This window comes from Spirochaetota bacterium, assembly GCA_035477215.1.
GTDB lineage: Bacteria > Spirochaetota > UBA4802 > UBA4802 > UBA5368 > MVZN01.
The window spans coordinates 1-11,845 of the sequence record DATIKU010000049.1; the positions used below are offsets into that span (position 1 = coordinate 1).

Here is an 11,845-nt window from a genome sequence, read left to right on the forward strand (position 1 = left end):
CCGGATCGTACTCGAACCCCTTCCCGTCGTCCCACACTGACAGCGTGAGCCGACCGGCCCGATGCACCAGCACGGCCTCGACCGCGCGCGCGCCGGAGTGCTTGAGCACGTTGTTAAGAAGCTCGTTGTAGACGGCCATCACGCAATATACGCTGTCCGGATCCAGTTGCTCGTACGGCGACTCGAGGTTGGTGACCAGACGGAAGGATACCTCCTGGAGATAAAGCGCCATCTCGCCGCGGAAGCGGAGCTCCTGCGCCAGGCGCTCGGCGGCGCAGCCTGAATTTTTCAGCGTGAACAGGATGTTCCTCCCCTCGCTGCTGCAGTGCGAGAGCAGCCTCTGCGCGTACGAGAGCTTTTCGGACGAAAGGCCGCCCGAGTCGATCTGAGCGCGCAGGTAGTTTCCGGCGGCCTCGAGCTTGTTGAGGAGCGAGTTGTGCAATACGACCGTAAGCCGCGTGAGGTCGCCCCTGGCCTCCCGGTAAGAGCGCGTGACGCTCCTCAACCGGTCGGCGAACGAGGAGCTCAGGATGAACGACATGCAGAGCGTACCCACGTAGGGGCTTACCCGTATGAACGAGGAGTCCTCGAGCACGGCGAGGTCGCGGAGCATGAGAAGGACCGTGGTGACGCACACCGGAAGGAGCGCGAGCAGAAAATCGCGGGCGCGCCGCACCGCGCGAAGATACAGCGCGATCCCGGTCGAGATTCCGATAAGCGCGGTGGATATCATGAGCACGCGCGTGAGCGTGAACACGTCCGCGAAGAGCGCCAGCGGCAGGACGAGCGCGGACGCCGCTGCGGCGATCACGAGCGCGCGGTCGAAGCGCGGAAGGTTCCGCGGCGTGTCGAGGTAGCTGCGGGCGAAGAGCAGGAAGAGCGAGTTCTCTATAAGCACCGCCGGGATGTGCCCGCCGAGGAGCAGGGTGTGCGGAACGAAGGGGTAGAGGACGGCGGCGCTGCCGTCTATCGTGGGGAGGAACACCAGGAAGGACAGCACGAACATGCTCAGGTAGAGCGTCGCGGCCTCGCGCAATTTGTAGACCAGGACGAGCGCGTTGAGGAAGAGGATGATGAGCCCCCCGTAGAAGAGCCCGAGAGCGGCGAAGGTGATCATGCTCTCGGCGTGAAAATCGGCCTTGGAATGCACTATGCAGGGAAAGATCTTCCAGACGCGGCTCTGAATGCGGAGATAAAAGACGGCGGTCTCGCCGGGGGCCAGCGTGAGAGGGAACGCCGGTTTGAGGTGGCGTACGGGACGCTCGGAGAAGGGCACCGCGTATCCAGCGCGCATTACGGAGCGCACGCCGTCCGGGCCGGTGATGTACAGCTCAACGAGCTCGAGCGGCGCGAAGCCGATTTCGAGCACGAGCTCGCGCGGGCGGTCGAGCGGGTTGCTCAGGCGGAAGCGCGCCCAGCAGGCCGCGCTGTCGTTTGAGGCGTAGGGGGTCTTTTCCGACGGCCTCGCGAAGTCGCGCGCTCTCTCGCCGGAAAGGACATCTTCAATTGATAGGTTCCCCGCGGGGTCGTCGAGGACTTCAATGGAGCGGCCGATGGGCAGGCTCCGTACGCTCTCGCCGAGAACCAGGGCCTCCGGGGCGGAGTGGGCCGTCGGCGCGCGGGCGAGGACGAGGAGTACGAGGAACAGGTAGAATTTCGGCCGCGTTCGCATGTGCGATGTCTCGATGCCCGTATATGTCTGTCCGCGCCGCATGGATGCGGTTAGTCCGAAAGAGAACTCACTTATTTTCAATGCCCTCCGAATACCATGTCAAGAGAATAATGACGAATCGCATCAGGTGGAGGGAGGCCGAAAATTACGCGGTCGTCATATTGTTTGACAGACGCGGTGTGGAATTCGTGCGAGCCTGATACGAAATCCGAGTCGGCCTCCGAGGCGGTGGAAGCTCACGCCGTCACCGCGGCGCGACCGGATGAATGACAACGGTGCGACGGGAGGATGCGATGGCGCGAACGGTTACAGCGGCCGCGTGGTCGGCGGTTATGGTCGTACTCATTATGTATCCGGCCGCGCTGGCGGCGGAGTCGGTCTTTCTGAAAGACGGAAGCATCGTAGAGGGCAGAATTGTGAGGGAGAACGACCGCGATGTCCAGATCGCGCTTTCGGCCGGCGGGAGGAAGTCGATCCCGCGCGGCGAAATACTGCGCACGGTGTATCACGACGAGTACAAGCAGAGGCGCTTCATCTATCTGATGAGCGGGGAGATGATAGAGGGGTTTATCGTGGATGAGGACCGCGAGACTTATACGTACCGGAGAGATCTGGCCTCCGCCGGGGAGAACCGTGTCGCGCGCTCGAAGGTCGATTTCATATCGAAGAGACGGCTCGAGGTGAAAGAGAAAAAAAGAAGGAAGAGACCGCGCCGGCGAAGGGCGGAAAAGAGCTGGCGGCCGAAGGGCGCACTTCCATTGGGACGAGACGTGGCGAGATGGTTTCGCGGGCGCCGCGGGTGCGCGTCGGCGGCGGGCCCGGGCCTCTTGGAGGCGGTCTTGGATGGAAGGACATCGACGGCAGAGGCTGGAAGGACCGGATGTCGGTGCTGGTCGATGTGATTATATGGAGGGAGCGTGACGCGGGCGGAAACGGATTCGACTTTTACCTGCGGGGAGGAATAAAGGGGTACAGCGCTTATTCCATCGAGACTCTGTCCGGTCAGCTTCGACTCGGATCGCTCGTTAACGCGTATATCGGTGAAAGCCTAATACCGGCCACCGATAACGTGAACTCCTTTGACATCAATCACTATTACCTGTCGCCCGGAGCGAGGTACAGCCGGGGGATGTATTTTCTGGGAATACTCTGGCAGGGATACGTAACGCTCCATTACCAGTATTCCCGTGTTGAACTGGACACCCAGCTTCAGGTCGATCTTGGAGGAGGAGCCTGGTCGGAGCCCAGAAGTAAAAAATATGAATACACATCACACGGGATGGCGGGCGGCGCTGGCATCGAGCTGGGCTTGTTTCGGTATTTCGGCGTGTTTGTGGAGGCGACATACGGGTACAGTCCGGCCATGCCATCGGATAGGAACCTCGAGGAATTCGCGATTAACTTCGGCCTGACGTGGCGCACCTCATACCGGTAATCGCGGGAATGCGCACCGATCGGGCGCGGTTGTGGCGCGCTCGAGGCGGCAGAGATGCCGGTAGTGCGGCGCTTTTCGAAATCTGGGATGAGCGTTCGCTCGGTATCCGCTGGCGGGCGGGCGAATTAGTACTTGAAATTATGAACAGCCGCCCGCATTGTGTATCGTGAAATGCGACGTTGCGAGAATTCCACGGGTTCGAGCGGATATATTCCCGGTCCGGGGCCGTCATTTTGTTGCGCGTCACGGTGGCCGGTTTGTATCACTATTGGAAAGCTATACCATCGGCGGAGAGTAAACGGCAATGAAAATCGAAACGATGAATTCTCGTTTTGTCTCGGCGTTCGTCATGACGCTTCTGTGCGCGTGCGTGGGACTGGTCTCGTGCGCGAAAAAGGAGGGCCCGCCGCTCGCGGCGGTGATCGTGTTCCTGGCGGGGGATGTAAAGGTCGAACCGGCGGCCGGAAGTCCCCGCAACGCGGACCTGGGGGAGCGGCTTTCCGCGGGTGATGTTATAACCACCGGCGACAGGTCGCACGCCACCATACAGATCGGCGACCGGGGCGTGACGCGCGTCGAGCGTAACTCGCGCGTGGAGATCAAAAAGCTCTTTTCCGCGGGCGAGGGCGAAATGTTCCTCCACAAGGGAGAGGTCGCGGCGAAGATCGCGCGCCTCCAGCGTTCGGAAAGCTTCAAGGTGAAGTCGCCCACGGCGATCGCGGCCGTGCGCGGAACCGAGTTCATAGCGAGCTATAGAAACGGCTCCGGGAAGGTGGCCGTGCGCGAGGGGAAAGTGGCCGTAACGCCGCTTGAGGAAGGGAAAGAGACGGAGGCCCGCGAAACGCTCGTTGAAAAGGGAAACACGGCCGAGATCCGGGTGGACGATTCGGCGCCGGCCGAGGCGAAGACCACCGTTGAGGTGCGTCCGATCAGCGAGCTCGAGGTGATGAAGATCGAGATCGTGGCGGCGGCCCCCATCATCCCCGATATCGAGATGGCGAAAGTGGAGCAGATCGTTGTCGCCAGCGCCCCCGTGGTCGAGAAGCAGAAGGAGCTCGAGCCGAAGATCGTGGTCGAGGAGAAGAAGGTACAGGCCGCCGAAAAGGCCGAGAAGATCGAAAAGCTCATCCAGAAGCAGTCGGCCACCATGGAAGAAATAAAAGAGGCATTCGACCGTATCGACGAGATATCGCTGTACAACGGCAAAGTGCTGCGCGGCGCGATCATCGAGCGCGGAAAGCAGTATTCGATTCTCACCACGGGCGGAACGGTGCGCGTGCCGGAGAACCAGGTGCGTTCGGTCAGGGTGATTCGCTGACACCTTGTCCTCCTCTGTAAAAAAGGGTGGGGACGACAGTACGTTTATATATACAGGCCCCCCGCGGCACGGGGGGCGTTTGCGCGCTTCGGGGATTCTTCCCCGCGCGCGCATAAAGGACGCGTATAAATAAAACTCCAGGGATATATGGATGAAAAACGGGATCACCTTTTCCGGATTCGTGTTCGTATGCGCCGTCGCGCTCCTCCTCCCCGGGCCGGGCGCGCTGTTCGCCGAGTCGGTCTTCCTTAAAGACGGAAGCATAGTAGAGGGGAATATCGCAAAGGAGACTGACACGGAGATTCAGATAACGCTCAAAACGAAGGAACAGCGATCGCTTCCGCGCAGGGACGTTCTGCGCACCGTCTATCACGATGAATACAGGCAGCTCCGGTATATCCACCTGTTGAACGGCGATGTGCTCGAAGGGTATATCGTGGACGAGGACCGGGAGAGCTACACCTATCGGAAGGACCTCGCCTCGAATAAAGAGAACCGGGTGGCGAAGACCAAAGTCGATTTCGTCTCGAAGAACAGGGTCGCGGCGCGTGCCGGAAAGGACGGCGCCGAAAAGCGCGAAGAGAAGGTCGCGCCGGCCGGAAGCAGGCAGGAGGGCATCGTCTCGCGCGCGGCGAAGCTGCGGGCGGGCTACGGTTTCGGGACCGACCTTGGTTTTGAACAATGGGACAACAAGGATATCTTCAATCTCGACTATTTTCCCTCCAGCTACCGGAACAGTCGCGCGAACGGCTTTGATATGCTTGCGCGGATTAAGATGCATAAATTGCAACAATATGATAGCGCCATCGGTGATGCCGATTTTCACAATTGGATTGGAGAATCCCTGTTGCCGGCGACTTCCACAATAAATGAAATAGAAATGACCCATCTCGGAGTCGGTTTAGGCGGGCGGGCTGTTTATGGGTGGTATATTTTCGGTGTGTTGTGGCAGGGGTATACTTCGGCTCTTATTCAATACTCCAGCGTTGATTTATGGTGTAAATATCAGGATGTGGGGATCAGTTACAGTCGATCCATCAGCAAGAACGCGGTGGGCGTTGTTTCGGCAATTGGGATAGAACTTGGATTGACGAAGTATATAGGCGTGTATGTCGAAGGTAATATCGGTTATGTGCCGGTGTTCCATTCCAATCAGAATCTGGAAGAGCCGTCCTTGCTTTTCGGCGCGGTGTGGAGGATGTCGTATCTGTAGAATCCCCTCGGCCTCCGGCGGCTCCCCTTCAGTAAAGGGGAGCCTTATCAAGGTGGCTGGTGTGTATATATAGTTACCTTAACAGGAGCCCCCTTTATCAAAGGGGGCGGCCCGGCGGGCCGGGGATTTAAATTATTCAGCCAGGTAAACACACCAATGCTTCTCCGCCATTGCCGTACCTGCGAGTGCTATCTTATGGACGACGGCCGCGAGGTGTCGTGCCGTTTTTCGAGCGATATCGCCTATTACGAGATAAAGCCGGCGACCGCGGGCGCCCGGGTGGGCCGCTGTCCGCTCGCGGGGCAGTCGCCCCGCCGCGCCGCCGAGAAGGCCCGCGCGGAGCGCGGGACCGCCTGAGGCGGGCCGCGCGCGACGCAAGGCCGTATCCCGTTCATTTTTCTGGAGGCAGTGATGCGCACTCGACCCTGTCGTGTGGTACTCGCCGTTCTGCTCGCAGTCGTATGCGGTATCGAGGCCGACGCGAAGCCCGCGCCGAAGTTCGCGCTGTTCAACGCGGACGGAAAGCTCGTCACCTCGAGCGCTCTCTACGGGAAAGGCAACACGATCGTATCCTTCTGGGCGACCTACTGCGTTCCCTGTAAAAAAGAGATGCCTCAGCTCGTTGATTTCCAGCGGAAACACGGCGAGGCTAAAAAGCTCGGGCTGGTGTTCATCAACATCGACAGAGAGGGGAAGGACAGGGCGCTTCCGGTATTAAAGGAGCTCGGCGTGGAGAACGAGTGCCTGTACGACATGTACCAGCTGACGGCGAAGAAATACATCTCGGACCTTAAAATTCCCGCGGTCTTTCTGATTGACCGCAGGGGCGAGATCGTCTTTCAGGCCGTGGGCGAGAGCGCCGAGACCATGAGCCTGCTCGAAAAGGCGATTGAACGCTTGAAATAGCCCGCGCCGCTTTCGCCTCTCCTTCGTTTTTCAGCCCGGCGTATCACACGATGGTGATATACCTGTCCGTTATCGAAAAAACACAGGGCGTTGTGCCGACGTACTCACCCTCCACGTCGATGGGCACGCCCGGCGTCTCGATTTCGAGCCTGCGGACCTCGCTCTCGTCCACATGGCGCACCTTGAGGTGGGAGCCCGAATAGACGCGCGGAAACACGGTGAGAAAGACGGGCCGCGACATCCATTTGAGGAAGATCATGCGCGCGCTGTCGGAGAGCGGATCGGAATTCGGAGACACCTTCATGCCGCCGGCATAGTATTTGCTCCGCGCAAACATCACCATGAGCGCCCGCTCCTTTCTGGGCTTTCCGTCGATACTGATGACCGCCTCGATCGGTTTGATTTTCATCAAAGTTTGCAGCACGCCGAGCACGTAGCCAAACTTGCCGAGACGCCGGTAGCGGTCGAAGGTGCCGGCCACCATTGCGCCGAAGCCCGCGTCGCCCACCCCCACGAAGTAGCGGCCGGTCCCGTTCGCCTCGACCAGGGAGAGCAGCATGCGGATGCCGCCGCCCGAAAGAAGGCGATCGTAAATTTCATCCACGCGCTCTCCCGCCGCCTTTGCGATTCCGAAAAGACGGCTGAGGTCGCAGCCGGAGCCGCCGTATGTCGGCGCCACCGCTATATCGGAGCGATGCGCCACGCCGTTCGCCACCTCGTTGATGGTGCCATCGCCGCCGCAGACGATGATGACGCCGCCGGAGGCTTTTCGCGCAAGCTCGACCGCGTGGCCCCTTCTTTCGGTAAAATGAGCGGCGTAATCGAAATAGCGTCTCAGGTGTTCCTTCAGCGCCTCGAATATCTTCGATCCCGAGCGCGACGCGGGGTTGACGATGATGGTTGCGGCGAGCCGCGGCTCTGCGGCGGTTGCGGTGCCTGTATTCATGGGCGGGCCTGCTCCTGGAGTCTGGTGTGATGAAAATTTTATAAAGGCCCGGCGCTATTTGTTCAACTCATTTTATAACGACCGCCGGATAAAAATAGCGATCCGGGGCAATTCCGCTTGAACTCTCCGTATGGCGGGTATAGCGTAACGGGTGCCGTCGGTTGTCGCGAGACGGAACGGTTTTCGCCGAATTTGGAAAGCGCACAATGGACGAACGATACAAAAAGGCCCTCTCGCTCGAATATTTCACCGTGGGATACAACATCATCGAGGCGGCGGCCTCTATCATCGCCGGGGGGATGGCCAACAGCATCGCGCTTATCGGCTTTGGACTCGACAGCATAGTCGAGTCGTTTTCGGGCCTTGTGCTGATCTGGCGGCTCAAGAAACACGGTACGATCTCCGCGGAGAAGGAAGAGGAGATAGAGGAGAAGGCGTCGCGCTTCGTCGGAGTCACGTTTTTTGTCCTTGGCGCGTATGTGCTTTTCGAATCGGTCAGAAAGATTGTCACAGCCGACGTTTCCGAGCCATCGCTCTTCGGTATCGTCATCGCCGTTCTTTCGCTCGTCGTCATGCCGGTGCTCGCGTACCGGAAATACAAACTGGGTAAGGACCTCGGCCTGCGCTCGCTCGTCGCCGATTCAAAGGAGACGCTTGCATGCTCGTTCCTTTCCATCGCATTGCTCGCCGGTCTTGTCACAACGTATTTTTTCGACTTTCCGCTTGCCGATCCCATCGTCGGCATCGTCATCGTACTCTTTCTCTTCAGGGAAGGTTATGAGCTTCTTTTTGAGAAAGAGTAGGTGGTTGAAGATTAGGCAGTGCGAGGGCACTGATGGCCGGCCGGTCGGCGAGTCGATATCCCGTCCCGTCAGCGTTCCGGCGGCCGCGTTCATGAAGGTGATCGTCCCGGCGGTGTCGGTGGAGATGATCGCTTCGTCGAGGCTCGCCAGAAGCGCGGAGAGCAGACTCTGCCGGTAGCGAAGCTCTTTTTCAATGCGGTGTTTGCGCAGCGCGATCTCGATGACCGGCCGCAGCTGATTGAGCTTCAGGGGCTTCAGGATGATCCCGCTTATGTCGGTTATATTGACGTGCTCGATGGTGTCGTCCTTCGCCGTGGGGGGCGAGATAAATGACCGGGATGTCGAGCGTGTCGATTATTTTCCGCGCGGCCTCAATGCCGTCGAGGTTTCCTTCGGGTACTATGTCCATGAGCACCAGATCGGGCGTTAGTTCCGCGGCCGCTCGAACGGCCTCTTCTCCGGAGCTTGCCGTTCGGCTGACCTCGCAGTCAATGGACTGGAGCATCCGCTCGAGCTGTACGGCGGTGACGCGTTCGTCTTCGGCGATGAGAATCCTGGGGCGGATGATATGCATACACGTCTCCTCGCGTTCGAATGGAGCTGCGAAGCCATGGCCCAAACAGCCGCGCGACCGGATTATCAAGAGCATATACGTCGGTTAATGTACGTCCGCGATATGCCGTTGTCGTGGCGGCGATTTCTCCGATAGAGTTGATGCATAACCGGGAAATCCGATATCCCCGGTACTGCAACAAGATATAAGTATATAACGGGATGGGGGCTTTACACAATTACTTTCCTATGCCGGGAAGCGTTCTCGCCCGTCCGGTACGAGCGGAATACGTTGACACGCGTACTTTGGAACAGGCGAGCCGGTGTTTAATAAATCAATATATAAATAAATTATAGGGCACTACTGTCTCATGAAATTCAGAAGTGCGGCCTCGCGTAAATGGCGCCGTTCACGCTACCGTCGGCGTCCGCCGTCGCGAGGACTCCCGTCTTCGGTGTCGATTCAAAATGCTGTTCGGTTTCCATATAGCCCCGGAGGCGGAAAGATTTCCAGAAAATTATTGTTTACAAAATCCCCCCGCCGTATCGAAGGTCTCTAGCATATGGGGCCAGTTCTGAACACCAATGGAGGAACGGAATGATCCATAAAAACGTCGTTACCGATTTTTCTTCTAAAGAGTACTCCCCGACCATCGACGAAACCGCCTATGTGCACCCGCTTGCCGCGGTGATCGGAAACGCCATAATCGGGAAAAGGGTGATGGTGTCGCCCTTCGCCTCGGTGCGCGGCGACGAGGGCCAGCCGCTCATCGTCGACGACGAGGCCAACGTGCAGGACGGCGTGATCATCCACGCGCTCGAGACCGAGCACGAGGGCCATGTAATCGAGAAGAATCTCGTTGAAAGCGAGAAGGGCAAATGCGCCGTTTACGTGGGCAAGCGCGTTTCGCTCGCCCACCAGGTGCAGATCCACGGGCCGTCGTACGTCGGCGACGACACCTTCGTCGGTATGCAATCGCTGGTCTTCAAGTCGCGCATCGGCAAGGGCTGTGTTATCGAGCCCGGCTGTACCGTGATGGGGGTGAAGGTCCGGGACGGCCGCTATGTACCGGCGGGCACGGTGCTGAAGGACCAGAAGACCGCCGACGCGCTGCCGGAGATAACGCTGGACTACGCGTTCAAAGACCTCAACAAGGGAGTGGTGCACGTCAACACGCATCTTGCCGACAAGTACCGGGTGATGAAGCCGTAGGGGGATGGCCCTTCACTGCCGGTCAGATAAGCTGTGTGTACTCGGACCGCTCTCCCTCGGCGGGTTGGTGAATTAAAACGACCCTTACTGGGGCGATTCGATGTTGGCTTCGGGCGGGTGCTTATCAGGAAGCCAGTATCGCGCATAATAAAAACAGCGAGCCCCCGCGGTGCGGGGGCTCGAACATGCGCGGCAATCCGACGGGGCCTACTGCTTTTCCTGCTGTTTCTTGAGATCTTCCATCATCTTGTTGAAGTCCTTCAGCGTGTCCTCGTTCTGCTTGAGATATTTTTCTGTATCGGCCTGATACCTGTCGCCTATGGTCGAGACGGCCCTGTAGCAGGTCAGCGAGGAAATCAGTATAAGCCCTACGAGCGCCGCGAGGACGATCGTGATGATCTTGGCCGTTCCCTCTTTCGCCTTCAGCCCGCTTACGAGCGCATTATAGAGCAGGTAGAGACCGTAGAGCAAGACCGCCAGGCTGATGAGCCCGCCAAGCCACAGGTTGATGCCCGAGGCGAACGAGAGCAGTGCGTTGATCGGAGAGAGCACCAGGAGCGCCGCGGTAACGCGGACATTCGCCTCATAATTGGTGTTTCCGCCGCAGATCGCCGACACGATAAGAAGAATGACCCCGCCGATGAAAAGTCCGATGATCGCGCCGATGATTGAGCCGATGAGCGCCATCACGCCCACCCCGCCTCCGATCGCTCCCCCGAACATGCCCGCGGCCGCGGTCAGATTCAGTACGCTCCAGATGAGCGCGAACACCCCGGCGATCGTTCCATAAATGACCGCCTTGATTAGCGGCTCAACAAACCCGCCTTCGGTGGGCATGGAGGCAAAGTACTCCTTCGGAGTAGTGAGGACCGCTTTTGAATCGTCGATCAACTTTTTAAAATCAAAACCGCCTTCAGCCATACGTCCCTCCCTTTTTATATGTTGATTGAGGATTTATGCCGTCAATAAAGCGTGCTGAACAAAAATCCCACCGATTCGCGACCATACCAAACCGGTGGCCTTATGTTCGAAAACACCGTATCAACGGGTTCCATCCAGCCTTCAGAAATGCGCGCAAAGAATCCATGCCGGAAACAACTCATGATAGGCATGCCTGCGGTGCAATTTCAATAAAAAAATAATACGGCCTTCATTTCCACCAAGGCCAGGCCGAAGAACGGCTGAAAAAGAATTGACTGCGCAGCGGCGGACGCTATACTTCAGGCCAGTCGCGCACACTCGCGAAAAGGGAAAAGGGCCGAGGCCTTATATCGAGGAGAACCATATGCTCGCACATCAGCTCACGATACCAGCCGAAAACAAGCCCGGCATGCTGGCCAGGGTTACCTCCATCCTCGCGAGGGAAAAAATAAACCTTCGGGCCATAAGCATCTCCTCGTTCGGTGATCACGGATTTTTCAATCTGATCGTTGACGAGCCTAAAAGGGCGCACAAGGCGCTTTCAAAAGAGGGGCTCGCGGTGACATTGAAGGAAGTGGTCGCCGTTCTCATCGACGATCATCCCGGCGGACTGGACGGGCTGGTGCAGGTGCTCGCAGCCGAAAAGATCAACGTCGAAAATGCCTATGGTTTCGTCCTCGAGGCGCATAAAAACGCCGTCTTCGTGGTCGAGGTCGACGACCGCGAAAAGACGCAGAAGATACTGGCGACCAAAGGCTATAAAACGCTCGACGCCGACGCGCTCAACGCCATCGAGCCCTTCCATTATATGAAGTACTGAGACACGGTCCCCGCACGGGGACCGTCCGGCCAGTTTGACATTTCTC

General features: G+C 58.4%; 15 protein-coding genes. 12 read left to right on the forward strand and 3 right to left on the reverse strand.

What is annotated here, in order from left to right; genetic code table 11:
* A partial coding sequence (locus VLM75_11690) for a 7TM-DISM domain-containing protein (protein ID HSV97577.1) occupies nucleotides 1-1,672 on the reverse strand: 1,672 nt, incomplete at its 3' end.
* A 293-nt stretch (nucleotides 1,673-1,965) separates the two neighbouring features.
* Here VLM75_11690 and VLM75_11695 point away from each other — a divergent pair.
* From VLM75_11695 to VLM75_11720, 6 genes are all read left to right on the forward strand, one after another.
* A complete protein-coding gene (locus VLM75_11695; protein ID HSV97578.1) occupies nucleotides 1,966-2,574 on the forward strand; it encodes a hypothetical protein in 609 nt (202 codons plus the stop codon).
* A complete protein-coding gene (locus VLM75_11700; protein HSV97579.1) occupies nucleotides 2,553-3,107 on the forward strand; it encodes a hypothetical protein in 555 nt (184 codons plus the stop codon). Before VLM75_11695 ends, VLM75_11700 begins: the two co-directional genes overlap by 22 nt.
* Before the next feature lie 304 nt (nucleotides 3,108-3,411).
* Nucleotides 3,412-4,425 (forward strand): FecR domain-containing protein, encoded by a 1,014-nt coding sequence (locus VLM75_11705; protein HSV97580.1) that lies wholly within the window; start codon nucleotides 3,412-3,414, stop codon nucleotides 4,423-4,425.
* A 151-nt stretch (nucleotides 4,426-4,576) separates the two neighbouring features.
* Nucleotides 4,577-5,638, forward strand: a complete 1,062-nt coding sequence (locus VLM75_11710) for a hypothetical protein (GenBank protein ID HSV97581.1) — start codon at nucleotides 4,577-4,579, stop codon at nucleotides 5,636-5,638.
* 156 nt (nucleotides 5,639-5,794) lie between these two features.
* Nucleotides 5,795-5,995 (forward strand): hypothetical protein, encoded by a 201-nt coding sequence (locus VLM75_11715; GenBank protein HSV97582.1) that lies wholly within the window; start codon nucleotides 5,795-5,797, stop codon nucleotides 5,993-5,995.
* Nucleotides 5,996-6,049: 54 nt separating this feature from the next.
* The gene (locus VLM75_11720) at nucleotides 6,050-6,544 is read left to right on the forward strand and encodes a TlpA disulfide reductase family protein (GenBank protein HSV97583.1); all 495 of its coding nucleotides are present in this window, start codon (nucleotides 6,050-6,052) and stop codon (nucleotides 6,542-6,544) included.
* 43 nt (nucleotides 6,545-6,587) lie between these two features.
* On the opposite strand, the gene VLM75_11725 is transcribed toward VLM75_11720, so the two are convergent.
* Complete coding sequence (locus VLM75_11725) at nucleotides 6,588-7,490, reverse strand: diacylglycerol kinase family protein (protein ID HSV97584.1); 903 nt, start codon at nucleotides 7,488-7,490, stop codon at nucleotides 6,588-6,590.
* A gap of 206 nt (nucleotides 7,491-7,696) precedes the next feature.
* Here VLM75_11725 and VLM75_11730 point away from each other — a divergent pair, with 206 nt between their 5' ends.
* From VLM75_11730 to VLM75_11750, 5 genes are all read left to right on the forward strand, one after another.
* A complete protein-coding gene (locus VLM75_11730) occupies nucleotides 7,697-8,293 on the forward strand; it encodes a cation transporter (protein HSV97585.1) in 597 nt (198 codons plus the stop codon).
* A gap of 4 nt (nucleotides 8,294-8,297) precedes the next feature.
* Nucleotides 8,298-8,471: a hypothetical protein gene (locus tag VLM75_11735; protein ID HSV97586.1), complete on the forward strand. Its 174-nt coding sequence runs from the start codon at nucleotides 8,298-8,300 to the stop codon at nucleotides 8,469-8,471.
* A gap of 93 nt (nucleotides 8,472-8,564) precedes the next feature.
* Complete coding sequence (locus VLM75_11740) at nucleotides 8,565-8,723, forward strand: hypothetical protein (GenBank protein HSV97587.1); 159 nt, start codon at nucleotides 8,565-8,567, stop codon at nucleotides 8,721-8,723.
* Nucleotides 8,701-8,955, forward strand: coding sequence for a hypothetical protein (locus VLM75_11745; GenBank protein ID HSV97588.1), 255 nt, complete (start codon nucleotides 8,701-8,703; stop codon nucleotides 8,953-8,955). Before VLM75_11740 ends, VLM75_11745 begins: the two co-directional genes overlap by 23 nt.
* Nucleotides 8,956-9,443: 488 nt before the next feature.
* Nucleotides 9,444-10,058: a carbonic anhydrase gene (locus VLM75_11750; protein HSV97589.1), complete on the forward strand. Its 615-nt coding sequence runs from the start codon at nucleotides 9,444-9,446 to the stop codon at nucleotides 10,056-10,058.
* Nucleotides 10,059-10,265: 207 nt separating this feature from the next.
* Here VLM75_11750 and VLM75_11755 read toward each other — a convergent pair whose 3' ends face one another.
* Nucleotides 10,266-10,979, reverse strand: coding sequence for a YIP1 family protein (locus tag VLM75_11755; GenBank protein HSV97590.1), 714 nt, complete (start codon nucleotides 10,977-10,979; stop codon nucleotides 10,266-10,268).
* 364 nt (nucleotides 10,980-11,343) lie between these two features.
* On the opposite strand from VLM75_11755, the gene VLM75_11760 reads away from it, so the two are divergent.
* Nucleotides 11,344-11,799 carry an ACT domain-containing protein gene (locus VLM75_11760; protein ID HSV97591.1) on the forward strand — a complete coding sequence of 152 codons (456 nt, stop codon included), beginning with the start codon at nucleotides 11,344-11,346 and terminating at the stop codon, nucleotides 11,797-11,799.
* Nucleotides 11,800-11,845: the final 46 nt, after the last annotated feature.